This is a genomic window from Paracoccus albus (assembly GCF_027913035.1).
Lineage (GTDB): Bacteria > Pseudomonadota > Alphaproteobacteria > Rhodobacterales > Rhodobacteraceae > Paracoccus > Paracoccus albus.
Window position 1 is genome coordinate 187,091 of record NZ_CP115775.1, and the last position, 25,211, is coordinate 212,301.

The 25,211-nt window shown below is 59.7% G+C and carries 25 protein-coding genes and 1 tRNA gene; 15 read left to right on the forward strand and 11 right to left on the reverse strand.

Going from position 1 to position 25,211, the window contains the following annotated elements; genetic code table 11:
• Positions 1-240: 240 nt before the first annotated feature.
• The gene (locus tag PAF20_RS00950; RefSeq protein ID WP_271071895.1) at positions 241-1,065 is read right to left on the reverse strand and encodes an EAL domain-containing protein; all 825 of its coding nucleotides are present in this window, start codon (positions 1,063-1,065) and stop codon (positions 241-243) included.
• Between the two features lie 90 nt (positions 1,066-1,155).
• Between PAF20_RS00950 and PAF20_RS00955 the strand changes: the two genes are divergently transcribed.
• Positions 1,156-1,731, forward strand: a complete 576-nt coding sequence (locus PAF20_RS00955; RefSeq protein ID WP_271071896.1) for a DNA-3-methyladenine glycosylase I — start codon at positions 1,156-1,158, stop codon at positions 1,729-1,731.
• Here PAF20_RS00955 and PAF20_RS00960 read toward each other — a convergent pair.
• Complete coding sequence (locus PAF20_RS00960) at positions 1,709-2,251, reverse strand: TlpA disulfide reductase family protein (protein ID WP_271071897.1); 543 nt, start codon at positions 2,249-2,251, stop codon at positions 1,709-1,711. The genes PAF20_RS00955 and PAF20_RS00960 overlap by 23 nt on opposite strands.
• Positions 2,252-2,275: 24 nt before the next feature.
• Here PAF20_RS00960 and argH point away from each other — a divergent pair, with 24 nt between their 5' ends.
• From argH to mscL, 6 genes are all read left to right on the forward strand, one after another.
• A complete protein-coding gene (gene argH / locus PAF20_RS00965) occupies positions 2,276-3,679 on the forward strand; it encodes an argininosuccinate lyase (protein ID WP_271071898.1) in 1,404 nt (467 codons plus the stop codon).
• A complete protein-coding gene (locus PAF20_RS00970; protein ID WP_271071899.1) occupies positions 3,676-3,813 on the forward strand; it encodes a hypothetical protein in 138 nt (45 codons plus the stop codon). The genes argH and PAF20_RS00970 overlap by 4 nt, the downstream gene beginning before the upstream one ends.
• The gene (locus tag PAF20_RS00975) at positions 3,803-4,054 is read left to right on the forward strand and encodes a DUF2834 domain-containing protein (RefSeq protein WP_271071900.1); all 252 of its coding nucleotides are present in this window, start codon (positions 3,803-3,805) and stop codon (positions 4,052-4,054) included. Before PAF20_RS00970 ends, PAF20_RS00975 begins: the two co-directional genes overlap by 11 nt.
• On the forward strand, positions 4,054-5,322 hold the full coding sequence (gene lysA, locus PAF20_RS00980; protein WP_271071901.1) for a diaminopimelate decarboxylase: 1,269 nt from the start codon (positions 4,054-4,056) through the stop codon (positions 5,320-5,322). Before PAF20_RS00975 ends, lysA begins: the two co-directional genes overlap by 1 nt.
• A gap of 66 nt (positions 5,323-5,388) precedes the next feature.
• Positions 5,389-7,929, forward strand: coding sequence for a DUF4175 domain-containing protein (locus tag PAF20_RS00985; protein WP_271071902.1), 2,541 nt, complete (start codon positions 5,389-5,391; stop codon positions 7,927-7,929).
• Positions 7,930-8,166: 237 nt separating this feature from the next.
• The gene (gene mscL / locus PAF20_RS00990) at positions 8,167-8,607 is read left to right on the forward strand and encodes a large conductance mechanosensitive channel protein MscL (RefSeq protein WP_271071903.1); all 441 of its coding nucleotides are present in this window, start codon (positions 8,167-8,169) and stop codon (positions 8,605-8,607) included.
• A 68-nt stretch (positions 8,608-8,675) separates the two neighbouring features.
• On the opposite strand, the gene ald is transcribed toward mscL, so the two are convergent.
• Positions 8,676-9,788: an alanine dehydrogenase gene (gene ald / locus PAF20_RS00995; protein WP_271071904.1), complete on the reverse strand. Its 1,113-nt coding sequence runs from the start codon at positions 9,786-9,788 to the stop codon at positions 8,676-8,678.
• Between the two features lie 153 nt (positions 9,789-9,941).
• Here ald and PAF20_RS01000 point away from each other — a divergent pair, with 153 nt between their 5' ends.
• Positions 9,942-10,400, forward strand: coding sequence for an Lrp/AsnC family transcriptional regulator (locus PAF20_RS01000; protein WP_271073223.1), 459 nt, complete (start codon positions 9,942-9,944; stop codon positions 10,398-10,400).
• Position 10,401: 1 nt separating this feature from the next.
• Here PAF20_RS01000 and PAF20_RS01005 read toward each other — a convergent pair whose 3' ends face one another.
• Positions 10,402-10,905, reverse strand: a complete 504-nt coding sequence (locus PAF20_RS01005) for an META domain-containing protein (protein ID WP_271071905.1) — start codon at positions 10,903-10,905, stop codon at positions 10,402-10,404.
• A gap of 329 nt (positions 10,906-11,234) precedes the next feature.
• Between PAF20_RS01005 and PAF20_RS01010 the strand changes: the two genes are divergently transcribed.
• Genes PAF20_RS01010 through rnr form a run of 4 tightly spaced genes read left to right on the forward strand, consistent with a single transcriptional unit; the run spans position 11,235 to position 15,874 of the window.
• Positions 11,235-11,981, forward strand: coding sequence for a sulfite exporter TauE/SafE family protein (locus PAF20_RS01010; RefSeq protein WP_271071906.1), 747 nt, complete (start codon positions 11,235-11,237; stop codon positions 11,979-11,981).
• A gap of 25 nt (positions 11,982-12,006) precedes the next feature.
• Positions 12,007-13,149: a succinyl-diaminopimelate desuccinylase gene (dapE, locus tag PAF20_RS01015; RefSeq protein WP_271071907.1), complete on the forward strand. Its 1,143-nt coding sequence runs from the start codon at positions 12,007-12,009 to the stop codon at positions 13,147-13,149.
• Positions 13,146-13,559 carry a GNAT family N-acetyltransferase gene (locus PAF20_RS01020; RefSeq protein WP_271071908.1) on the forward strand — a complete coding sequence of 138 codons (414 nt, stop codon included), beginning with the start codon at positions 13,146-13,148 and terminating at the stop codon, positions 13,557-13,559. Before dapE ends, PAF20_RS01020 begins: the two co-directional genes overlap by 4 nt.
• Before the next feature lie 59 nt (positions 13,560-13,618).
• Positions 13,619-15,874 carry a ribonuclease R gene (gene rnr, locus PAF20_RS01025; RefSeq protein ID WP_271071909.1) on the forward strand — a complete coding sequence of 752 codons (2,256 nt, stop codon included), beginning with the start codon at positions 13,619-13,621 and terminating at the stop codon, positions 15,872-15,874.
• On the opposite strand, the gene PAF20_RS01030 is transcribed toward rnr, so the two are convergent.
• The 3 genes from PAF20_RS01030 to PAF20_RS01040 are packed head-to-tail and all read right to left on the reverse strand — an operon-like array spanning position 15,871 to position 17,602.
• Complete coding sequence (locus tag PAF20_RS01030) at positions 15,871-16,194, reverse strand: VOC family protein (RefSeq protein WP_271071910.1); 324 nt, start codon at positions 16,192-16,194, stop codon at positions 15,871-15,873. The genes rnr and PAF20_RS01030 overlap by 4 nt on opposite strands.
• Before the next feature lie 47 nt (positions 16,195-16,241).
• Entirely contained in the window at positions 16,242-16,646 is a 405-nt protein-coding gene (locus tag PAF20_RS01035; RefSeq protein WP_271071911.1) for a group III truncated hemoglobin, read from the reverse strand.
• 53 nt (positions 16,647-16,699) lie between these two features.
• Entirely contained in the window at positions 16,700-17,602 is a 903-nt protein-coding gene (locus tag PAF20_RS01040) for a DMT family transporter (protein ID WP_271071912.1), read from the reverse strand.
• Between the two features lie 143 nt (positions 17,603-17,745).
• On the opposite strand from PAF20_RS01040, the gene queF reads away from it, so the two are divergent.
• Complete coding sequence (queF, locus tag PAF20_RS01045) at positions 17,746-18,207, forward strand: preQ(1) synthase (RefSeq protein ID WP_271071913.1); 462 nt, start codon at positions 17,746-17,748, stop codon at positions 18,205-18,207.
• Positions 18,208-18,231: 24 nt separating this feature from the next.
• Here queF and PAF20_RS01050 read toward each other — a convergent pair whose 3' ends face one another.
• The gene (locus PAF20_RS01050) at positions 18,232-19,062 is read right to left on the reverse strand and encodes a DUF6635 family protein (protein ID WP_271071914.1); all 831 of its coding nucleotides are present in this window, start codon (positions 19,060-19,062) and stop codon (positions 18,232-18,234) included.
• A gap of 204 nt (positions 19,063-19,266) precedes the next feature.
• Between PAF20_RS01050 and ileS the strand changes: the two genes are divergently transcribed.
• Entirely contained in the window at positions 19,267-22,176 is a 2,910-nt protein-coding gene (gene ileS, locus PAF20_RS01055) for an isoleucine--tRNA ligase (RefSeq protein WP_271071915.1), read from the forward strand.
• A gap of 34 nt (positions 22,177-22,210) precedes the next feature.
• Here ileS and PAF20_RS01060 read toward each other — a convergent pair whose 3' ends face one another.
• From PAF20_RS01060 to PAF20_RS01070, 3 genes are all read right to left on the reverse strand, one after another.
• A complete protein-coding gene (locus tag PAF20_RS01060; RefSeq protein WP_271071916.1) occupies positions 22,211-22,465 on the reverse strand; it encodes a hypothetical protein in 255 nt (84 codons plus the stop codon).
• A 295-nt stretch (positions 22,466-22,760) separates the two neighbouring features.
• Complete coding sequence (locus PAF20_RS01065) at positions 22,761-23,810, reverse strand: GT-B fold glycosyltransferase domain-containing protein (RefSeq protein ID WP_491899795.1); 1,050 nt, start codon at positions 23,808-23,810, stop codon at positions 22,761-22,763.
• Between the two features lie 334 nt (positions 23,811-24,144).
• Positions 24,145-24,228: transfer RNA gene (locus PAF20_RS01070), tRNA-Tyr, on the reverse strand.
• Positions 24,229-24,360: 132 nt separating this feature from the next.
• Here PAF20_RS01070 and rlmB point away from each other — a divergent pair.
• A complete protein-coding gene (rlmB, locus tag PAF20_RS01075; protein WP_271071917.1) occupies positions 24,361-25,161 on the forward strand; it encodes a 23S rRNA (guanosine(2251)-2'-O)-methyltransferase RlmB in 801 nt (266 codons plus the stop codon).
• Positions 25,162-25,211: the final 50 nt, after the last annotated feature.

Genomic DNA, 25,211 nt, shown 5'->3' on the forward strand with positions numbered 1-25,211 from the left:
GCAATCTGTGTTCAACGTAACCATGCCTAACTGAGACGCAGCGTCAAGCCAGCATGAGCTTACAAGTCCCTGTGAAGTTTCCAGATATGCTCTGCTTATGATGCACATGTGTCACCAACCGCTTGTCACGGCATACCCGCGGCAAAGCGGTGTGCAGCGCCACGCGGATTCCAATTTCGGCGATCTGTTTCACATCACCGACCGGTGCAGAGGAGGAGCATAAAGCGCGCTTTCAAAAGGCTAGCGGACGGCTTTGTTTGGACTATTCCAGGGCGGTGTGATTGTTGGAGCCCCGAAATAATATCCCTGCAGACAATCAATGCCCATGTCGATCAGAAATGCAGCCTCATCAGCGGTTTCGACAGATTCTGCTACAGTGAACATGTCGAAATGATGAGCGATAGCCTGCAATGCACCAGTGAGAATCTGATTATCGGGATGATCGGCAATCTGTCGTATGAACTGGCCGTCGATCTTTATCATGTCGAAATTGAACTCACGGAGATAGCGGAAAGACGTGTGGCCTGCCCCAAAGTCATCCAAGGCAAAACTAGCGCCGCGGTTCTGAAGGTCACGCATGAACGGAACGACCGCTTCCGGCGCCTCCATCGCGGAGCTTTCGGTAACCTCCAGAATAAGGCGCTCTGCAATATGTTCATCCTGCGCCAGCCCGTAGCGAAGGGTCTCCATCCAGACAGGGTGGCCGATGGATCGCGCAGACATATTTATGGAAAGACGTAGCCCGCTATCCTGACGCAGCGACTGAAGGCCAAGGGAAAGCGACAGACAATCGATTCTTCGACCGAGTTCGGTCACCTCTGCCCAGGGCATGAAGTCGCGCAGCGGAATGAAACGGCCAGTGTCGTCGACCACGCGGAACAGCCCCTCATGGAAGGCTAGCTGACTAGGGCGATCCGCCTGCACAATTGGTTGGTAAGCAAGAACGGCGTTCCCAAGAGAAATGGCATCGTCGACCATGGCCATGGTTTGCCTGGTTTTATGCTCAATCACGAACTCCAGAGCTGACTCAACCGAGTCTTCTTGTGCGCCACCGTCGTCCATCATTTTCAAACCCTTGCTGTTCACGTACATGATGGCGATGATGTCCTAATAATTGGCTTAGCCCGAGCAGTTTCTGAATTCAGGATTAATGCAATGACAACGCGCTGTGGCTGGTGCGGCACCGAGCCAATCTATATCGAATATCATGATACCGAATGGGGCGTGCCTGAATGGGATTCACGCTCGCTGTGGGAAAAGCTCGTGCTGGATGGCTTTCAGGCGGGGTTAAGCTGGATCACGATCCTGCGAAAGCGGGATGCATTTCGCGAGGTGTTCGAAGGTTTCGACCCTGAAAGAGTCGCTCTCTGGGGTGAACGTGAGATTGCACTGGCCCTTCAGAACCCCGGCATCATCCGTCACCGTGGTAAAATCCAGAGCACCGTGCGCGGTGCCCAGCTTTTCCTGGACATCGAGTCGTCTGACGGGTTCTCGCCCTGGCTGTGGCGTTTTGTTGACGGCGCGCCGATCCAGAACGAGTGGAGCGAAATTTCACAGGTTCCTGCGGCGACCGAAAGATCAACGGCAATGTCGAAAGCCCTGAAGAAAAAAGGCTTCAATTTTTGCGGTCCGGTGATCTGCTATGCTTTCATGCAGGCGGTTGGCATGGTCAATGATCATACGACCGACTGCCATTGTCACGAACCGATCAGGGCGCTTTCATCTGGCTGACGACCTGACGCGCTGCGTCCGAGTCCCACTCGGCCGGTCCCATCAGGCGAGCAACTTCTTTGCCCTCTGAATCGATTAGAATCGTCGCTGGCATGGCGAGGACGCCGAACTCCCGCGCGAGTTTCTGTCGCGGGTCAAGCAGCACTGGCAGCGAATCGATGCGAGATTCATCAAAGAATTTCTCTATTGCAGGCAGAGGGTTACGCCCAGAAGCGATCGTCAGAACCTGAAAATCGTCCCCGCCAAGCTCCTTTTGCAGCGTGTTCAGCGCCGGCATTTCTTCGCGGCAGGGCGCGCACCATGTCGCCCAGAAGTTCACCAGCAGGGCCTGCCCGGCATAGTCGCTCAGCCGGTGCTCATTTCCATCCGGGTCGGTAAATGGCGTGTCCGAAACCTGCTCTTGATCTCCGGCGCTCAGTTCCAGCCCGCCTGACTTGGCGGCGTCCAGATCTATTTCGCCGCCCTGCGCTGCATTTGCACCGGCGGCAAGCGCCGTATAAAGGATCAGCATACGTAGCATTCTTAACCTTCCGGACCACATCAGATGACCGACGCCACGACCCCGAAAGACAAAGCCAATGCCATGTGGGGCGGGCGCTTCGCCTCGGGTCCCGACGCGATCATGACAGCGATTAACGCGTCCATCGGTTTCGACCAGAGGCTTTACGCCCAGGATATCCGGGGCAGCCGGGCCCATGCCGCAATGCTTGCAGCGCAGGGCATCATCAGTCCTAACGATGCTGATGCAATCCGGGAAGGGCTGCTCACCGTATTGTCAGAAATCGAGGCCGGGAATTTTCCGTTCAGCGACGCGCTTGAAGATATTCACATGAATGTCGAGGCGCGTCTGAAAGAGATCATCGGCGAACCGGCGGGCCGTCTGCATACGGGCCGGTCGCGGAATGATCAGGTGGCGACGGATTTCCGGCTTTGGGTGCGTGATCAGTGCGATGCGGCGATCGATGGGCTGCGGGCGCTGATCGGATCGGCACTTAGTCAGGCCGAGGCCGGGGCGGATTGGGTGATGCCGGGTTTCACCCATTTGCAGACCGCGCAGCCGGTGACATGGGGGCATCACATGATGGCCTATGTCGAGATGTTTGGCCGTGACTTGTCCCGCTTTCAGGATGCCCGCAAGCGCATGAACGAATCGCCCCTTGGTGCGGCGGCGCTTGCCGGGACCGGCTATCCGATTGACCGCGAGGCGACGGCTGAGGCGCTTGGTTTCGACCGGCCGATGGCCAACAGTCTTGATGCAGTCAGTGACCGGGATTTCGCGTTGGAGTTCCTGTCTGCTGCCTCGATCTGCGCGGTGCATATGTCGCGACTGGCAGAGGAACTTGTGATCTGGTCATCCGCGCAGTTCCGTTTCGTGTCGATGTCCGACAAATGGTCGACCGGTTCCAGCATCATGCCGCAGAAGCGCAACCCTGATGCGGCAGAGCTGATCCGCGCCAAGATCGGGCGAATCCTGGGCGCGACGATGGCGCTGTTCACTGTGATGAAGGGGCTGCCGCTGGCCTATTCCAAGGATATGCAAGAGGACAAGGAGCAGGTTTTCGATGCCGCTGATCACCTGATGCTGGCTCTTGCTGCCATGTCGGGGATGCTGACCGACCTGACCGCGAATCGTGACAAGATGGAGGCGGCCGCGTCCGCCGGTTTTTCGACAGCGACCGATCTGGCCGATTGGCTGGTTCGCGAGGCTGGCCTGCCGTTCCGCGACGCCCACCACGCCACCGGATCACTGGTCGCCTTGGCGGAGAAGAAGGGCTGTGATCTGGACGAATTGTCGCTGCCAGAGATGCAAGCCGTTAATCCCGCCATCAACCAGTCGGTGTATTCGGTGCTGGGCGTGCATAACTCTGTGGCGTCGCGTCTAAGCTATGGTGGAACGGCGCCCGATCAGGTGCGTGCGCAGATTGCCCGCTGGAAGGAAATGCTATGAGAAGGCTGGCCTTTGCCTTGCTTTTTGCACTGTCGGCCTGTGGCGTCGACGGCGCGCCGGAACGTCCCGATCCTCCGCCCGGTGTGACCTTCACTGGCGACGCACGCATTGGTGTCAGGGCGGATGGGCTTTGAACTGACGCCTCTGCGGCTTTGCTGGTTGGTCCTTACGCTGATCGGGGCCATTGTCGGCCTTCGCATTGAAGCGCCGGATGCCAATGCAGCAATGGCACTTATGACGCTTGCGATCTGGTGTCTTGCTGAAACGACTGTGCGCCGCAACTGGCTGGCCCTTCTGACATTCCCGGCCATGATCTTTGGGATCGGTTGCGCACTGCCCTTCTACTTACTTCTTCGCTCTCGCAGGATCGTCTGATGGACCACTTCAACTACAAAAACGGCGAACTTCATGCGGAAGACGTCCCCTTGTCACGTATTGCGGCAGAGGTCGGCACGCCGGTTTATGTCTATTCGTCCGCAACGCTGGCGCGCCATTTCAACGTGTTCCAGCAGGCCCTTGAATGGGCGCCTGAACATCTGATCTGCTACGCGCTGAAAGCAAATTCCAACATCGCGGTTCTCAAATTGCTGGGCGATTTGGGCGCGGGAATGGATGTGGTGTCTATCGGCGAATACGCCCGCGCCCGCGCCGCTGGCGTTCCCGGCGCGCGGATCGTCTTTTCGGGCGTCGGCAAAACAAGAGAGGAAATGAAGCTGGCGCTTGAGGGCGGAATCCGTCAGTTCAACGTCGAATCTGAACCGGAGCTGCGCGCCCTTTCCGAGGTTGCATCGGGGATGGGCGCAGTGGCGCCGATTGCGATCCGGGTGAACCCGGATGTGGATGCCAAGACCCACGAGAAGATTGCAACGGGCAAATCGGACAACAAATTCGGAATACCTATCGCCCGCGCCAGAGAGGTTTATGCCGAAGCCGCCAAGCTGCCGGGCATCGAAGTGATTGGCATTGATATGCATATCGGCAGCCAATTGACTGATCTAGATCCCTATCGTCAGGCCTATGCCAAAATGGCTGACCTGACCCGCGCTCTACGCGATGATGGTCATGATATCCGCAGGCTCGATATGGGCGGCGGTCTGGGCATCCCGTATAAGCGTGACAACAATGCGCCACCTTTGCCAATCGAATATGGGCAGGTGATTCGCGAGGCGGTTGGCGATCTGGGCTGCGAGATCGAGATCGAACCGGGACGTAACATTGCCGGAAATGCAGGTGTACTGCTCAGCAAGGTCATCTATCTGAAAGAGGGTGAGGGGCGGAACTTCCTTATCCTTGATGCCGCGATGAACGACCTGATCCGACCCGCAATGTATGGTGCGCATCATGACATCGTGCCGGCAATCGAACCCGCGCCAGGTGCGGACGTTTCTGCGTTCGACGTGGTGGGGCCTGTTTGCGAATCGGGTGATACTTTTCAAAAAGGTACGCAGCTTCCATCGCCTGATCCGGACGATCTGATCGTTTTCCGCTCTGCCGGGGCATATGGCGCTGTAATGTCGTCGGAATACAACTCCAGACCCCTTATTCCGGAGGTTCTCGTGGATCGTGACCGATTTGCAGTGATCCGTCCGCGTCCGACCCTGGCCGAGATGATTTCGCGCGAGGCGTTGCCTGATTGGCTGTGATTTGGCGCGGCCCCCTTGCCGCCCGTCGTTCAGAGTCGCAGGATGGTGCGACAGAAGGGCAGGCGAATGACCAACGAAAAGCAGAACCGGCGCCTTTCCCGCGCCCTGGCGCTGACGGGCGCCGGGTTGTGGTGGGAATCCCTTGCGCGCGCGTTCTGGCCCTTTGCGACGCTGCTGCTGCTGGCCATTGCGGCGCTTAGTTTTGGACTATTGGACGCTCTGCCTGCTGCGATCAGGTTTATCGTCGCTTCCGTCGTTGGATTGCTGCTTCTGGCTATGGCCGGTTGGGGTTTGCTGCGCTTCCGGCGACCGGCCAATGACGCGGCATTGCGCCGTGTGGACTCGGTTTTGCCGGGACGACCGCTTTCTGCGTTGGATGATCAGCCTCTGCTGGGCGGCGATGGCGCGCTTTGGCGGGCTCATCAGGCGCAAATGGCGGCGCGGGCCGCTCGGGCAAAGGCCGTTGCGCCGGATGCGGGGCTTAGCAAGCGTGACCCATACGCGCTCAGGCTGATTGCCCTGACCGCAATCGCTATGGCCGTGCTGTTCGGCAGCGCAGCACAGATGGGGCAGGGGCTGGCGGCGCTTGCTCCGCAGCGCGAAGCTGCGGCAGAACCCGATGTCGTCCCGAAAGGGTTGGGATGGGAAGGTTGGGCAGAACCGCCCGCCTATACTCGAAAACCGACGATTTATCTGAACGATCTGGCTGATGGTGCGGTTCTTGACGTGCCAGAGGGGAGCACGATCAGCCTTCGCCTGTATGGCGAAGATGGCGAGATCGCGCAGGATATCGGCTCGGCACTGCCGGTGGAGGATCCACGCAGCCCGCGTTTCCGTGTAGAGCATGACGGAGCACTGACGATTGGCGCTCGTCAGATCGACGTTACCGTGCAGCCGGACGATCCGCCGCAAATTGCTTTAGGCGCCGCAGCAGAGCGGCGCGCCGATGGTCGCCTTATACAGCCCTTCAGTGCCAGCGACGATTTCGGCGTCACCAAGGGACAGGCGGTTATCGTTCTTGATCTGGCAACCGTGGATCGTTCGCATGGCCTTGCCATGGACCCGGAAGAGCGGGAGCCGATTCAGATCAATTTGCCGCTGCGTGGCGGCCGGCCCGAGGTGGAGGGCCAGCTCACCGCCGATCTGATGAAACACGCTTGGGCCAATCTGCCGGTTCAGGTCCGTCTGCACGCTGAAGACGGGATCGGTCAGACAGCGCAGTCCGAGGTGCTTACGATGGAACTGCCGGGGCGCCGGTTTTTTGACCCATTCGCCGCAGCGCTGATCGAATTGCGCCGCGATCTGTTGTGGAACCGGCTGAATGCCGGCGGTTCGGCGGAACTTCTGCGTGCGATCGTGTGGCAGCCCGAAGGGTTCATCGAAAATCAGATGCTGTCCGATCTTCGCGCGATCATTGCTGGGCTTGAGACGGCAGAGCTGACCGATGCGCAGCGCGATGCGCTTGCCGAGGCATTATGGCGCACGGCTGTCGAATTGGAGGATGGCGGTCTCGCAGATGCACTGGAGCGTATGCGGCGCGCGCAGGAAAAGCTTGCTTCCGCCATGCGGCGCGGTGCATCGCCTGATGAGATCAGCCGCCTGATGGAAGAGCTGCGGCAGGCAACGGATGAATATCTGGACCGGCTGGCAGAGCAAGGCGAGAATGATCCATCCGACCGCTTTAATCAGGCTCCGGTGGAGATGATGAGCGGCGATGAAATTCAGCAGATGATGGATGAAATTCAGCGTCTGATGAATGAGGGCCGTATGGCCGAAGCACAGGCTTTGCTGGAACAGTTCAACCGCATGATGGAAAACATGCAGGTCCGGCAGATGGAAGGCGAAGGGCAGGGGCAGGGCCGTGGCTCATCAGGGCGCATGGCAGAGACGTTGCGAGAGCAGCAGGAACTGGCAGATCGTGCCTTCCGTGAGATGCAGGACAGTTGGCTGGGGCTGGACGGACAGCAACAGCCGGGCGACGGTCAGGGTCAGGGTCAGGGTCAGGGTCAGGGTCAGGGTCAGGGTCAGTCGCAGCAGCAAGGCGAAGGTGAACAGCAGGAAGAGCAAAGCCTCGCGGATCAGCAACGGCAACTTCGCGACGATCTCGGCATGCAGCGCGGTCTCTTGCCAGAGCGTGGATCACCCGAAGGTCAGGCCGCCGGCGAAGCTATGGATCGCGCCGGCCGCGCGATGGAGCAGGCCGAGGAGGCTCTGCGGCAGGGCGATTCCGCTGGTGCACTGGATCGGCAGGCCGAAGCGATCGAAGCTTTGCGGGACGGCATCCGCGCGCTTGATCAGGGCGAACGCGGCGCACAGGGCCAGCAGGCCGAGAATGGTGAACAGGCCGATGGTCAGGAAGGCGATGGCAGTGCCAGCGGAAACGAGGGCAACACGCAACGTGGGCTCGCTTCTCCTCGCCGTGATCCGTTGGGGCGTTCTATGGGCGGCTCCGGGGGTGGTTTGTCGACGGGTGGTCCGCTGAGTGAGGGCGAGGATGACAACAGCCGCGCCCGAGATATTCAGGACGAAATCAGGCGGCGCCTTGGTCAGCGGGATCGCTCTCAGGATGAGCGTGACTATCTGGATCGGTTGATCGACCAGTTCTGAGGGCAGGTTAATCCGTCAGCTCTTGGGCTGGGTGCGCCCCCCGCGCAGTCGTGGTCACTCATGGCGCAGATGAAGCTAAAGAGACCGCGACAGCCCACCCCTTCGTATGCCTCAGCGTTGATAGTCGGCGACGTAGCTCTGTTGCCGGATCGCAAGTGATGTAACGTATTTCTTGATTTATGTTGTATATGGTTTATGGCCCGCTGCCATATGCGCGAACGAGGAAAGGTTTATCGCATGATCAAAGAGTTTAAGGAATTCATTGCCAAGGGCAATGTGATGGACATGGCAGTCGGTATAATCATCGGCGCTGCGTTTACGGCTATCGTTACATCTCTGGTGTCAGACCTGATCAACCCGATTATCGGCCTGATCACGGGTGGCACCGACTTCACCAGCAAATATGTCGTGCTGTCCGGCACCGCCCCGGAGGGCGCCTCGTTGGAGGCCGCACGCGAAGCTGGCGCGAACGTCTTCGCCTATGGTGCGTTCTTCTCTGCCGTGATCAACTTCCTGATCATCGCATTCGTCGTGTTCTTGCTGGTCAAGGCCGTGAACCGCATCAAGGACAGCGCCGCTGGCGCGAAGGTCGAAGAAGAGGAAGCACCGGCTGGGCCGACCTCTGAAGAACTGCTCGTTCAGATCCGCGATGAGCTGCGCGCCCGCCCGAGCGTCTGATCCTTCGGGCATACATTAAGACGACCGGAAGAGCCTCGCCCTTCCGGTCTTTCTTTTTTGAAGTTGGCCTACAGCAGCGCTTCGGGCGAAATGCTTTCGATGTCCAGTGCGGCACCGACCGGGGCAGAGGTCAGCTTACCCTCATGCGTGGAAAGCCCTGCACGCAGATGCACGTCGTCGTGGATCGCTTTACGCCAGCCTTTGTCTGCAAGCGCAAGAACGAAGGGCAGCGTGGCGTTGCCAAGCGCCTGACTGGAGGTGCGCGAAACGGCACCCGGCATGTTGGCGACGCAGTAATGAACAATACTGTCAACCTCATAGATCGGGTCCTGATGCGTTGTTGGCCGCGAGGTTTCAAAGCAGCCGCCCTGATCAATGGCCACATCGACAAGAACCGCGCCCGGTTTCATCGTTGCGAGTTGCTCGCGGCTGATCAGCTTTGGTGCTGCCGCCCCGGGAATGAGCACCGCGCCGACGATCATATCGGCGGTAGGCAGCAGTTCGGCAGTGGCAGCCGCGGTCGCATACTGTGTCGTCAGCCTGCCCATGAAGATATCATCCAGATAGGACAACCGCGGGATCGAACGGTCGAGCACGGTGACATTGGCACCCATGCCAGCCGCAACCCGAGCCGCTGCTGTGCCGACAACGCCACCGCCGATGATCACGACATTGGCCGGACGGACGCCGGGGACGCCGCCCAGCAGGACGCCTTCGCCGCCATTGGCCTTCTGAAGCGCCCAGGCACCGGCCTGTGGCGCAAGGCGACCGGCCACTTCGGACATCGGCGCAAGCAGCGGCAGGCCGCCACGAGTGTCGGTAACGGTTTCATAGGCGATCGAGGTGACACCTGAATCAAGCAGGTCCCGCGTCTGTGCGGGATCCGGTGCGAGGTGCAGATAGGTGAACAGCAACTGACCGCGGCGCAGCATGGCGCGTTCCGGTGCCTGCGGTTCCTTGACCTTCACGATCATATCGGCGCGGTCGAAAACCGTCTTTGCGTCCGGTGCGATCTGCGCGCCCGCCTCGATATAGTCCTCATCCGTGTAACCGGAGCCAAGCCCGGCGCCAGATTGGATAAGCACATCGTGGCCGTGGAACTTCGCCTCTCGCGCGGCGTCAGGACGCAGCCCAACCCTGAATTCCTGCGGTTTGATTTCCGTCGGGCAGCCAATAAGCATCACTCTCTCCTGTCGTCTTTGGCCCCATGGTGGGCCTTGCTCTCAGGGTGACATGGATCAGCGCGAATTTTCTACTTTTCTGATGCTGCTGAAATACGCTGTTCGGATAATCTTGCTCATTTCGATCAATTATGGATGAATAATCCTAAGATGATTGATATCGACGCGATAGATCGCCGGATTCTTAGAGTTATCCAGAAGCAAGGCCGAATCACGAATGCTGAACTTGCCGCGCAGGTGAACCTGTCCGCATCTGCATGTCACCGCAGATTGCAGCGACTCGAGCAGGAGGGGGTTGTTCGTGGCTATGCCGCGCTGCTGGACCGGCGCAAACTTGCCGTACCGACAACCGTGTTCGTCGAAATAACCTTGTCAGGTCAGGCAACGGAATTGCTTGAGGGGTTCGAGCGCGCGGTTCGCCTTATTCCGGATGTATTGGAATGCCACCTTATGGCGGGTACGGCCGACTATCTGCTGAAGCTCGCAGTGGCCGATACGGATGATTTTGCGCGTATCCATCGTGAATATCTCGCGCGGCTTCCGGGCGTGGCCCAGATGCATTCGTCATTTGCGCTCAGGACCGTAGCCGAAACCACGGCCCTGCCGCTTTGATTTATTGGACAGCGGACTCTACTGGCGAGGCAGCGGCGGGCGTTGCCGTGACCTGAGAGTTCGGGTTCAGGTTGCGACCGATCGGGCCCTCGGCAGATGCCAGGCGACCGTATTCGAAGGTCAGCGTGTCCGATCCGCCGGCGATGCGCATGACGCCGTCTTCATAGGTGATACGGTTCGCGGCGCGCAGCGCGTTGAAGAACGAGTTCTCCTGCGCGCTCCAGCGGCAGGTCTGGCCCGAAGTCTGGATCTCGCCAACAACGATTTCGGGCGGCGTGCCGGAAATCGGGGCGGCAAAGCTATTGCAGCCGGTGCGCCCGGTGATACCGGTCGGGGCGATCTGCATCGTTGTGTGACGAACGCTCAGCACTTCGCCGCCAATGTTGAACAGAACGTAGTCGCCCGTGGGCACCGTCGAATAGGGTTCGTCGGGGGTGATCGTCGTCGGCTCGCAAGCGGCTAGTACGAGCGTTGCCAGGGCGGCAGCGGTCATTTGGCGAAACATGGCAGCGTCTCCGGGTTGTGTATCGTTAAGCATTGCAGCGGGAATTACATTGAGACTTGAAATGGTCAACTCACTGATATGTCAGCGAAGAGGCGCGGTTGCAATGCGATTCGGCGCTGATTCAGCGTCGCCGGCAGAAGAATCAAGGGCCTGCGGCAATTTGTGACGCAGGTCAGCGGGTGAGCGCGTAGCTTGAAAATCTTAACATCTCTTAACCGCTGTTGCGCCGTTGCCACGATTCTTGCGGGTGGCAGCGCCGCTTTCCCATTGCGGCGGCGGCACCCGGCGCTAGTCTCCGCTTCATGTTCGGGCTTGATCCTTCGATATTCATGTTTGTCTTTCTGGTGACGCTTTTCGCAGGTTTTGTGAAAGGCGCTGTCGGTTTTGCAATGCCGATGATCATGATGTCGGCTTTCGCATCAGTTCTCTCGCCGGAGCAGGCACTGGCTGCGCTGATTCTGCCGACGCTGGTGACCAATGTCGTGCAGGCCGGACGGCAGGGGCTGGGTGCGGCATGGGGATCGGTCAAGCGGTTCAGATGGCATATCGCGATGGTCGCGATCTTCATTCTGGTTTCTGCGCCCTTTGTGCCGGTGGTGCCGCAGGGATTGATGTACCTGTTGCTTGGCATTCCGATCACCGGATATGCGCTGTGGCAGCTATCGGGCCGGTCGATGAAGCTGGATGTCGGAAGGGAACGTCGGTTTGAGATTGTCACCGGCATTATCGGCGGGCTTTACGGCGGCATCTCTGGCATTTGGGGTCCGCCGCTGATCGTTTACCTGCTGTCTATCAACGTTTCGAAACAGGACCAGATGCGGGTTCAGGGCGTCGTGTTTCTGTTGGGCGCCATCATCCTGACCGTTGCGCATCTGTTCTCGGGTGTGCTGAATGCGACGACCCTTCCGCTATCTGCAGTGCTGGTCATACCCGGCCTTGCAGGCGTGTTCTGCGGACTGTGGGTTCATGACCGTCTGGATATCGCGCAGTTCCGTCGCTGGACGCAGATTCTGCTTGTGCTCAGCGGGTTGAACCTTGTGCGGCGCGGACTGGATATTCTGGCCTCTGACGGCTAGGTGTTTACTGCAACAGGAGTAAACGATGACCGATGCCGCCAAGCTGACCGCCGACCTGATACGCTGCCCATCGGTTACACCGCAAGAGGCTGGCGCGCTGACACTTCTCAGCAGCGTCCTGACCGCAGGCGGCTTTGAATGTCAGCGCGTCGACAGAAACGGGACACCCAACCTTTTTGCGCGATGGGGTGCCAAGGGGGCGGCGCGCACGTTCGGCTTCAACGGTCACGTTGATGTCGTGCCGCCGGGGGACACCGCAAGCTGGACCCATCCGCCATTTTCCGGGCATGTCGATGACGACGGCATGATCTGGGGGCGCGGCGCGACTGACATGAAATCAGGCGTCGCAGCCTTTGCTGCGGCAGCGATTGATTTCGTCAGCCAGACCCCGCCTGACGGCGCGATAATCCTGACCATCACCGGGGACGAAGAAGGCCCCGCCCGCGACGGCACGGTCGCATTGCTCGACTGGATGGCGCAGGAAGGAGAGGCGATGTCGGTCTGCCTGGTGGGCGAGCCCTCGAACCCCGAAAACTTCGGGGAGATGATGAAGATAGGTCGTCGCGGCTCTGTCACCTATCGCGTAAGCGCGCGCGGCGTTCAGGGTCATGTCGCCTATCCGCATCGCGTGCGCAATCCGCTGCACGCGCTGTGCTGGTTTCTGGATGGGCTGGCTTCGAACCCGCTGGACGAGGGGTCCGAACATTTCGGGGCGTCCAGCCTGCAGGTCACGACGATTGATTGCGACAACCCGGCAAGCAATGTCGTGCCCGAAGTCGCGACGGCGACGTTCAATATACGCTTCAACGATCTGCACACCCCTGACTCGATCGACGCCGATATGCAGCAGCGCGCCGCGGCAATCAGCGCAGAGACGGGTGTGGCTATTCTGCTGACACCTGATGTCGGTGCAGAAAGCTTTCTGACGGCGCCCGGACCTTTCGTGGATATGGTGCGTAATGTCGTCGAAGCCGAAACCGGCCTGACGCCAGAGCTGTCTACATCTGGCGGGACCTCGGACGCCCGTTTCGTCAAAGATCACTGCCCGGTCGTGGAATTCGGGCTTGTTGGCCGCTTCATGCATGAGGTTGATGAACGTGTCCCCGCAGATGAAGTGCGCGCATTGCAGCGGGTCTACAGCAAGATTCTGCAGGAATACTTCGCATGAGGATCGAACTGACCACGGATCTGGAAGCGTGCCGGCAATTGCGGCGACGCGTCTTCATCGAAGAGCAGGGCGTTTCCGAAGCGGAAGAATGGGACGGGCGCGACGCCAATGCTATTCACCTGTTGGGTTGGCTTGATCACCGCCCCGTTGCCACCGCCCGGATGTTTCGGGACGGCGACACGGGCAAGATCGGGCGTGTTTGTGTGCTGCGCGAGGCGCGCGGAACCGGCGCAGGTGCCGCGATCATGCGCGCAGCACTTGAGGCGTTACGCAATGACGGTGCCCGCTTCGCCAAACTGTCCTCGCAATCCTATGCGCTGCCCTTTTACGAAAAGCTTGGTTTCAGCGCCTATGGTCCCGAATATCTGGATGCTGGCATTCCGCATCGGGACATGGTTCTGGAACTGTAGCGCGGCAAGCGTATTGTTTCGGGAAAGATACCGGCCTTGCAGTCGGGGAAAGGGCCGTCATGGCATTGCCGACAAAGCAACAGATTCTGGATTGGGTGGCCGAGCACCCCGACGCGGCGTCGAAGCGCGACATTTCCAAAGCCTTTTCAGTCAAGGGGCAAGAGAAGATCGAACTGAAGCGTATGCTGAAAGAACTGGCCGAGGAAGGCAGACTTGAGCGTCGCCGCAAGACCTATCGCGATGCCGAACATCTTCCGCCGGTCACGGTCCTCAAGCTTCTTGCGCCGGATTCAAATGGCGATCTGTTCGCACGCCCGATGGAATTTCGGGGCGACGGGCCAGTGCCGCGCATCCTCTACCGTCCAAGGGACGCCGATCCCGCCCTTGGCGAAGGCGACCGCTTTCTGGGCCGGTTGATCGAAGAAAGGGATGAAGATCACGACTATATAGCGCGGCTGATCCGCAAGATCGGAGAGACGAAACACAAGATCGTCGGCATCTACCGTAAGGCGGCAGAGGGCGGGCGCATCGTGCCGATCGACAAGGGCGCCGATCGTGAATGGCGAGTCCGTGATGGCGACGCGCAGGGCGCGCAGGATGGTGAGCTGGTCGAGGCAGAGCAGGCCGGTCCCAAGGGGCGCATGGGCCTGCCGCAGGCGCGCATCATTGACAGGCTGGGTGATCCATCGGCACCCAAGGCCGTCAGCCTGATAGCCATTCATCAGCACAATATTCCCGACGACTTTCCGGATGAGGTCATTGCAGAGGCGGATTCGAAAAAGCCCGCAGGTATGAAAGGTCGTGAAGACCTTCGCGATATCCCGCTGCTGACCATAGACCCTGCTGATGCGCGTGACCGAGATGACGCGGTTGCGGCCATTCCCGACACCGATCCGAAGAACCCCGGCGGCATGATTCTATGGGTCGCGATTGCGGATGTGGCGCATTACGTCACGCCCGGCAGCGCCCTGGACCGAGAGGCGAGAAAGCGCGGGAACTCCACCTATTTCCCGGATCGGGTTGTCCCGATGTTGCCCGATATCCTGTCGGCGGATCTGTGCAGCCTGCACGAGGATGTCGACCGTGCCGTCATTGCAGTCCGGATGCGCATTGACGCGCAGGGCAATAAGATCGGCCAGAAATTCCATCGCGGTATGATGCGCTCGCTCGCGAGCCTGAGCTATGAGCAGGCGCAATCTGCATTCGATGGGCGGCCAGACGAAGCGACAGAACCTCTGCTGGAAACCGCACTGAAACCGCTTATGCAGGCATATGAACTGTTGAAGGCGGCTCGCCGCAAGCGGCAGCCGCTGGATCTCGACCTGCCAGAGCGTCAGATTGTTCTGGATGATGATGGCAGGGTTCGGTCGGTCAATTTCAAGGACCGCTTTGACGCACATAAGCTGATTGAAGAATTCATGGTCCTGGCCAATGTCGCCGCAGCCGAAGAGCTGACCCGCCTGAAGCGTCCTCTTCTGTTTCGCGTGCACGAAGAACCGTCGGCAGAAAAAATGGAGGCATTGCGAGAGGTCGCGCAAGCGTCCGGCTTTGCACTGGCAAAGGGCCAGGTGCTGCATACATCCCAACTCAACCGGCTTTTATCGCAGGCAGCAGGCACGGATTTTGACGAGCTGATAAATATCTCGACCCTGCGTTCGATGACCCAAGCATATTATAATCCCGAGAATTTCGGGCATTTTGGACTTGCCCTGAAAAACTATGCACATTTCACCAGCCCGATCCGGCGGTATTCCGACCTGATCGTTCACCGGGCGCTTATTTCAGGCCATGGCTGGGGCGATGATGGCTTGTCGCAATGGGATATCGACAACCTGTCTGAAACCGCGAATCAGATCTCAACGACAGAACGCCGCAGCATGGAGGCAGAGCGCGACACCACAGACCGCTATCTGGCGGCATATCTTGCCGAGCGGGTCGGTTCAGAAATGACCGGGCGTATCAGTGGGGTGCAGAAGTTCGGTGCTTTCGTGAAACTGGACGGGACAGGCGCAGACGGGCTGCTGCCCATTCGCGAAATCGGAAATGAGTATTTCCACTTCGACCGCGATGCGCAAACATTGGTGGGTTCGGAAACCGGCGTAGAAATCGGCATCGGCCAACGTGTCACTGTCCGCCTTGCCGAAGCGTCGCCCTTGACCGGCGGGCTGGTCCTCGAACTGCTGGAGCTTGAGGGGGCGACGGTTGTGCAGGGTCCTAAGACCAAGCGGGGGCGCTCGGCACGGCGGCGGCCAGCCCAAGTTAAGGCAAAGGCCAAGGCGGCAGCGAAGAAGGCGAAGCGGCAGCGGCGCGGTTAGGCCTCGGTCCAGACCGCCATTGCTGTCCCGCCGGGCTCACGAAATTCGAAGCGTCGGCCACCGGGGAAGGAGAAAATCGGTTTGATGATTTCTGCCCCGGCGCTTTCTACCTTGGCAAACGCGGCCTCAAGATCATCGGCCTTTAATACGACCAGTGGCGGCACCAACTCTCCGGCCGATATGCCGCCAGAGATCCCGGCATCCGCCAGTTCCTGATATTCGGGGCCGTAATCGTTGAAGGTCCACCCGAAGGCATCGGCGAAGAAGGCCTTCGTTTCCGCCATCTTTGGAGACGAGAATTCAATATAGTCGATTTTCATGACGAATCCTTTGAATGTTCGCCTTTTGTTTTGACTTGTATCCGCCCTCAGCGCAAGGTCGGCGGGCCGGGGCGACGTTCGCGAATATCCTCCACCCCCATGCGCAGGCCAGCCCCGATCCGATGCGCCAGTGCCGACCACGCCGCGGCGAGATCTTCGGGCAGGGTGCGGCGCAGGGTTTCGTCAAACAGCGCCAGCCAAACGGGGAAATGTGCAGCCTGCACGTCACCCGCCTGAATATGGGTGCGCATCGGATTGCCGTCATAGCTGCGTTCAAACAGAATCGTATTGCGCCAGAAGCGGGCGATCTTCTCTTCATGCGCGGGCCAGTCAGTGACATGATTGGCAAAGACCGGTCCAAGCACCTCATGCCTGCGGATCGCGGCGTAAAAGACCTTTACGACGCGGTCGATCTGGTCAGGGGTCAACTCGATGCGTGGCGGAATGCTCATGCAGCCTAAATGCGCCCGCCGCATCAGGTGCGCAAGGTGCGGTAGTGTCGCAGTCAGATCGTCAGCCGTGATCTGAACAGACGCTCTGGCGGGATGATGACCATCAGCCCGGCAAGCGTGATCGCGATAATGCCGATCCAGCCGGGCAGGCCGGGCAGGGTGGAAAACAGCATGAAATCGAACACGACCGCCCAGACCAGCCCGGTGAACTCAAACGGCGCAAGGACAGAAACCGGCGCCCGCGCCATGGATTCGGTCGCGGCGATATGGGCGAGCCCGCCCAGAAGCCCGGCACCGATCAGGACCGATGTCGCGTAAAGATCCAGACTGTTCCATCCGAATGGAATCGTTGCCAGCCCGACAAAGGTGGTGAACAGCGCGAAATAGAAAGAGATCGTCGCCGCACTTTCCGTGCGGGTCATCGTCTTCACATAGACCCGGTAGACCGCCACCAGACCGGCGAATCCCAGCCCGGCGGCGATCCCGATCAGCGCGCCCTCTCCGGGCATGGTCATCCCCTGCCAGAGAATCGCGATGACACCCGCAAATCCAAGCGTGACGGCGGCGATCAGCCAAAGCGTGATCCGCTCTCCCAGAAAGATCGCGGCGATGGGCAGGGTGAGGACCGGGCCAAGAAAGCCAAGCGCTTCGGCATAGGCGACTGGCAGATAGGCCAATGAGATGAAGGAAAATGCCATGGCCGCTGCGCCAAGTGCGCCGCGCAGAAAATGTGCGCCGGGGCGACTTGTGTAGAGCGCGGCCGGAAAATCGCCTCGGATCGCCATATAAATACAGATCGGAATGATCGCGATGGCCGATCGCCAGAAGATGATCTGGCCCAGCGTTGCCTCATCGGATGCTTCGCGGATCATGGCCGACATCGCGGTGATCAGGAAGGCCGCCAGCAACCGCAGCCAGACGCCGCCATTCACGCTTTCCTTCGGTGCGACATACATGATCTGATCCCTTTTCCTCAGTAAATGCTGTATTGTTAACGCTAACAAATCGGCTGAATCAACCCCGGCTTTGACCCTGGCCCGGCCTGCTGGTAAGCCCGCCACAGCCGGTCGCAGCCCACCCGGACAAAACAGGAGCCTCTATGCCTCATTACACCGATAATCTGACTCAGCTTGGTCAGGATACGAAACTGCCGACCAATCCCGATGAGGCCGTGCTGGAGCGCGTCCCCAATCCGCAGGCGGGCGAGGCCTATGTCGTTCGCTTCACCCAGCCCGAATTCACCAGCCTGTGTCCGATGACCGGCCAGCCAGATTTCGCGCACTTGGTCATTGATTATCTGCCCGGCGACTGGCTGGTCGAATCGAAATCGCTGAAACTGTATCTCGGATCGTTCCGCAATCACGGCGCGTTCCATGAGGATTGCACGGTCAGCATCGGTAAGCGGCTGGTCGAAACCCTTGCCCCGCAATGGCTGCGGATCGGTGGTTACTGGTATCCGCGCGGCGGGATGCCCATCGACGTGTTCTGGCAGACAGGCCCGGTCCCCGAAGGCGTCTGGCTGCCCGATCAGGGCGTCGACACCTATCGCGGACGGGGATAGCCACACGTCTGGCGCGGGTTTTTGCTAACGCCAAAAGCGCCACAGGCTCAGCGCGGCGTCGGACAGATCGCCCGCACGGGCCAGCAGGTGTTCACGCTCCAGCCCCGATCCGGGGGTCGCATCGCTTCGGTCCAACCGTTCCAGCATACGCATCAGCCGGCGACGATGGGTGCCGATCGCAAGCTGCACCGGATCGGCGATCAGCCCGGCAAAGGTCGTCACCAGCGAGGCTATGATGGCCAGCACGACGCCGGTCGCGATGACCTGCCAGGGCGACAGCTCGACCGGGAAAGCCCAATACCAGACGCTGCCCAACCGGTCGCCCAGCCAGAAATCCCGAACGGCAGAGCCATGGGCCCGGAACTCTGCCAGCGGCCCGGCCAGAGAGATCAGCCCCGGCGTCGCACGTTTGAACAGCGCAAAACCGAGGATAAAGACCAGTAGCGATGTGGTGATCTCTGCCACCGCGTTTCGCGTATCGGCATGGGCGGAAATGGCGTGGCGCACGACCTCGGGCGGGGCCTTGGGGCCGACACCGCGTTCGTCCAGCCGGGCGATCAGCGCGGCCAGATCGGCTTCCACCTGCCGCGCCACATCCGAGGTCAGGAAAATCTTGCGACTGCCCAGCCAAGCCCCGGCGCGCGTGGCACCCAGCCGCGTCAGCAGCCATGCCAGTAGCTTTGTGATCAGAAAAACAGGCGAAAGCATCACGTTTAGCGGTGCCCGCAACAGGTCCCAGCCAAGCGCCTCACGATGCAGGCGCAGCGTCCCCATCAGCCCATAGCGCTGCTGCACGAAGCGGCTGACCTCATGTTCGCGGGCCGTGTCAAAACGGGCGGGGGCGAGGGGCGTCATCGGGCGGTCCTCTGGGATACTTGCTTTTGCAGATAGTTAAGCCCGTCCATCAAGCCAACCCCGCTTGCAGCCCCGGCCTGCCCTTTTTATATAGCCCCCATGTTCAGAACGGGCCGGATCATACGAATTATCCGCCCGGCGGCGTAGGGGTTCCGCGCCGCCGGGATTTCGTATGCTTTTTTCAGACCCGAAGGATTCCCGCCGATGAGCGATACCCCCGACTACCGCGACACCGTTTTCCTGCCCGAAACCGACTTTCCCATGCGCGCCGGACTGCCGCAGCGCGAGCCGGAATGGCTGGAGCGTTGGGCGCGGCTGAACATCTATGACACGCTGCGCGGCAGGGCAGAGGGCCGCAAGCCCTTTATCCTGCATGACGGCCCCCCCTATGCGAATGGCAACCTGCATATCGGCCACGCGCTGAACAAGGTGCTGAAGGATTTCATCACCCGCTCTCAGCAGATGATGGGCCGCGATGCGCGTTATGTCCCCGGCTGGGACTGCCACGGCCTGCCCATCGAATGGAAGATCGAGGAACAGTATCGCCAGAAGGGTCTCGACAAGGATGCCGTCGATACGGTCGAATTCCGTCAGGAATGCCGCCGCTTTGCCGACAAATGGGTCGATATCCAGCGGGATGAGTTCAAACGCCTTGGCGTCACCGGCAAATGGGACGACCCTTATCTGACGATGAACTACCACGCCGAGGCCGTCATCGCCGAGGAGTTCATGAAACTTCTGATGAACGGCTCGCTTTATCAGGGCTCGAAGCCCGTGATGTGGTCGCCGGTAGAAAAGACGGCATTGGCCGAGGCAGAGGTCGAATATCACGACCATACAAGCCATACGATCTGGGTGCGATTCCCGGTTTTGACGTCGCAGGGTATTTTTGTGAAAGAGAAGGGCGCCAGTGTTGTAATCTGGACCACGACGCCCTGGACCATCCCGCAGAACCGGGCCGTCGCGTTCAATCCTGAGATCAGCTATGGCCTGTATAGGGTTGATGCGGTGGCTGAGAATGCGACTGCAAAGCCGGGGGAAGTGCTGGTTCTGGCCGACGCATTGGCCGAAAGCGTGATGCAGGCGGCCAAAGTCGAGAGCCATAAGCGGGTTGGTGACGTCACCCCGGATGACCTTGACGGCTTGACCCTTGCCCACCCTCTTCGCGGCGTCGAAGCGGCAAATGGCGAATGGGACTACGATGTCCCCATGCTCCCAGGCGATCATGTCACTGACGACGCAGGCACCGGCTTTGTCCATACTGCGCCGAGCCACGGTGATGATGACTATCAGCTTGGCCTGAAATATGGCCTGCCAATGACCTATAATGTCGAACCCGACGGCTCTTATCGCCCGGACCTTCCGATCTTCGGAGGTGAGGCGATCGTCCAGCCCGATGGCAAGGATGGCCCGGCCAATGTCAGCGTCATCAAGAACCTCGCATGGGCGGGCAAGCTGCTGGCCAAGGGCAAGATCAAGCACAGCTATCCGCATAGCTGGCGCTCAAAAGCGCCGCTGATCTATCGCAACACGCCGCAATGGTTTGCTGCCATCGACAAGGACCTGGACGATGGCATGGACGAATATGGCAAGACCATCCGTCAGCGGGCGCTGACCAGCATCGACGATCTGGTGAAATGGACGCCGAAGACCGGGCGCAACCGTATCTTTTCCATGGTGGAAAACCGGCCCGACTGGGTGCTGTCGCGGCAACGCGCCTGGGGTGTGCCGCTGACGACCTTTGTCCGGAAAGGCGCCAAGCCCACCGATGACGATTTCCTGCTGCGCGATCCACAGGTCAATAAACGCATCGTCGAAGCGTTTGAGGCTGAAGGCGCGGATGTCTGGTATCGCGATGGGTTCAAGGAAAAGATGCTGGACGGGGTCGTCAACCCGGACGATTACGAACAGGTCATGGACGTGCTGGATGTGTGGTTCGACTCTGGTTCGACCCATGCTTTCGTGATCCGCGACCGCGAAGATGGCTCTTCCGACGGGATAGCGGATCTGTATCTGGAAGGCACCGATCAGCATCGCGGCTGGTTCCATTCCTCGCTGTTGCAGGCATCGGCGACCAAGGGCCGCGCGCCCTATCGCGGCGTGCTGACCCATGGCTTCACGCTGGACGAGAAGGGCATGAAAATGTCCAAATCGCTGGGCAATACGATCGTGCCCGCCGAGGTCATCAAGCAATATGGTGCGGATATCCTGAGGCTCTGGGTGGCGCAGGTGGACTATACCGCCGATCAGCGCATCGGGCCGGAGATCCTGAAAGGCACCGCCGACAGCTATCGCCGGCTGCGCAATACGCTGCGCTTTATGCTGGGGAACTTGTCCGGGTTCAGCGATGCCGAAAAGGTCGCGCCTGAGGAGATGCCGGAACTGGAGCAATGGGTGCTGCACCGCCTTGCACAACTGGATCACAAGGTCCGGCAGGGCTATGACGCCTATGACTTCCAAGGCGTGTTCCAGGCGCTGTTCCAGTTCGCGACGGTGGATCTGTCCAGCTTCTATTTCGACATCCGCAAGGACGCGCTTTACTGCGACGGGGCGGACAGCCTGCGCCGCCGGTCCGCGCGGACGGTTCTGGATCTGTTGTTCCATCGGCTTGTCACGTGGCTTGCCCCGATCCTGCCCTTCACGATGGAGGATGTCTGGCTGTCGCGCTTCCCGTCCGAGGATGACAGCGTCCATCTGCACGATTTCCCTGAAACCCCGGCGGATTGGCTGAACGAACCGCTGGCCGCGAAATGGGACGGCGTGCGCCGCGCGCGCCGCGCAGTGACGGCGGCGCTTGAGGTCAAGCGGACCGACAAGACCATTGGTGCCAGCCTTGAGGCCGCGCCGATTGTCCATGTCCGCGATGAAGAAATGCTGAAGGCGCTGAAATCGGTGAATTTCGCCGATATCTGTATTACGTCGGATCTGTCGCTGACAGCTGATCCGATCCCGGCAGAGGCATTCCGGATGCCTGATATCGAAGGCGTCGGTGTGGTATTCGAACTCGCCGAGGGCAAGAAATGCGAACGCTGCTGGAAGATCCTACCCGATGTCGGCACGCATTCGCATCCCGGCACCTGCGCCCGATGTGATGCGGCATTGTCGGGCAGTTAAGCGCTGCAAGGGTCCCGCAATTTGCGGGGCCTTTTTACTTTTGGGACGTGCCGTCCAGCAGCCCGGTCACAGTTCGACGCCGGGCCGCAGACCCAAGCAAATCACGGTCCAGCTTTGCCGCAAGCTCTTTCAGGCGGCGGATTGCAACCTTCGGAAAAAGATGATGCCAGCGATTGAAGAACGTGTGATATCGACGAAGGGTATCGGCCCTTATTGACTGCGCCCGGCCAGGCCCGTCCCTTCGCTGCCCTGATGTCTGATCCAGACCGCGAAGAAGGCGCGCAGTCATGGTCTGTCAAGCATGGCCGGGACGTGAAGTTGAAGGTCGCGCGCTCCACCCAGTAGGCAAGCCGCTGCGAATGGCTTTGTGGTTCAGGTGCAAACAGCAGAGAGGGAAAAAGTCGGCGACCGGCCACGGGAACTAAAATGGACCGGATACAAAAAGATGAATAAGATAAGCTACGGTAGGGTCAGGGCCAATTCGATGAGGCGCTGATATCGCTGTATGGTCGCAAATTTGCGCCGGGGAAAGTTGGTTGGCGAGTATCATCGAGCGCGACCATTTCGATCTGGAAGCTATCCGCTCAGACAAGCCACCAGCCGGAACGCTTGATCTTTTGACGCAGAGGTTGTTCGCTTGGCGGCAGCCGGTTGCGGTCGATTGACGGTCGCAATGCCGAACGACCGTTCCCCTGCAGGATCAGGTGAAATGCAGGTTCCCACCGGTGCAGCAATGCCGCGACGTCGGGCGCGGATGCCGCGCGTTCCAGTGCATCGACGGCAGCATCGCTTTCCCGTGCATACAGCAGAGGCAGTTTGCGCCAATGACATGTCATGTCGCCATCCAGCCCGTCCAGTTCCGGGCCGGGCCGTCCACCGCCAAGGCTGTGAATCACCAGGGGCAATACGATCTGATCTAGCCAAGGATAAAGCTCTTGCGATGCGAGCGCGTCGCCGGGTTCGTCACGGATTGCGAGCGCCCATTCCAGAAACCGCTTACCGAATAGGGCGGGGTCGCTGCCGAAGAACCAACCGGCGTTGAAATACAGAAAGCGCTCCCAGTGCTCTTCCGGCTGGTCCTGGTCCAGCGTAATGGCAAAATCCAAATCAAATCGATCATAGAGAGATTGCCAGATTTCGTTGAAGCCCGGCCCATAAAGAGGCGGAACCGGCCAGGTGCCTTCCCGGCGCATTGATGCCGAGGGACGAGAGAAATCTATGCTGATCGCCTCGATCGGGCCCGTCACCAGCGTGTCGCTGTCGAAGAAAACGAAGTCTTCGTTCTCGGGCAGGAGCGACAGAGCCTCGATTTTATTTCCGTTCGGGTAAGCGGCGCCGAAATTACGGGCTGTGAACGGAACAACCTCGGCGCCACGCGACTGTAGAATGGTACGCGTTTCATCCGCGATTCGGACGTGGTGACCGCCCCAGGCATGTTCTGGAAGAGGTTCTGCAATGATAAGCCGTCCGTGCCAATCAGGCGCATTCTGGCGCAAAGATTCGACAAATAGGACCGTTTCGTATTCCAACCGCCCGGCTTGAGCGACCAGCAGAATGTTATAGTGCTCGGGTGGGCCGGGTCTTATGTCATATATGTCCGCTGGTGCCGGAATCGGCGGTGGCTTGATGACCACCTGGCGCTTTTCGTGCTTAGCAGCAGCATTTTTCGGCTTCGATTGCGACGCAGGATCCGATTTCTTTGTCTTGGGCGACGTTTTGGACTGCTTATTCCGCGCTTGCCGTTCTTGCCTTGCTACGGCGTTTGCTTCCCTTCGGGCACGATTTGCTGCATTTTTGGCGCGGCGGGCCGCTTTTTGCTCTTCGGTTAGTTGTTCCTTGCCCAAAGACTTACCTGATCTCAATCACATTGCTACCGTTGACTGCCTATGCTTTTAACGGTTTCTGAGGAGCTTCAAAACCATGAATGCTCAAATCGGCCACCCGATCTAATTGATTATCAGTGATAAATGGTGGGCGACCCTGGAATCGAACCAGGCATGGGTCTCCCCGGCGGAGTTACAGTCCGCTGCCGCACCTTGCAGCACGTCGCCCGCCGAGCCTTCGGCGTGGGGCGTGGAATAAGCGGGCCGGGCGGGGTCGTCAAGCAGGAATTGGGCCAATTCTGCAACGGGCTTGCACTGTCAGGGTCTGTTGGCGCAGAAGAACCGCGCAAAGGGGAAAATGATGGCTGAACGCAGAAACCGTAAACCGGATTGGGTTATCGCTAAGGAACGCGCCAAGAAGGCGTCGGCGGCAGAGACGATCTGGCTGTTTGGCCTGCACGCTGTTCGCGACGCCCTGCAGAACACCTCGCGCGAGAAATTGCGCCTCGTGGTGACCCAGAACGCCCTTGATCGTCTGGGCGACACGGCCGGCATGGAGGCGGAGATCACCGATGCGCGTGTGTTCGACAAGGTTGTCGGCTTGCCGCCCGACAGCGTGCATCAGGGATGCGCGTTGGAGGTCAAACCGCTGGCATGGGGCAGCGTTGTCGATATTGCCGTTTCTGCTGAGGGCCTTCCGCTGGTCGTGGCGCTCGACCGGGTGACGGATCCGCACAATGTCGGCGCAATTTTGCGTTCGGCCGAGGTTTTCGGGGCGCGGGCGGTGATCGCACCGGCCCGTCATGCAGCGCCAGAGACGGGGGCGCTTGCCAAGACGGCATCCGGCGCGTTGGAGCGTCAGCCCTATCTGCGCATTGGTAACCTTGCCGACGCCTTGATTCAGTTGAAACAAGCCGGTTTTGTTATCATCGGACTTGCAGGGGAATCGGCAGATCCGATTGATGCGGTGTTAGAGTGTGTAGAGGGACGGCCGGTTTGTCTTGTGCTGGGCGCGGAAGGTCCGGGGCTGCGCGAGAAAACGCGGGAAACCTGCGACTATATCGCCAGAATTCCGTTCGCCGGTCAGTTCGGGTCGCTGAATGTGTCGAATGCGGCGGCAATTTCGCTTTATGCCGCCGCACAACGTTTCACAACGCCTTGAGGCTTATTGTCGAATCATGGACACATTGCCGCTGCGATGCCATTTCTATG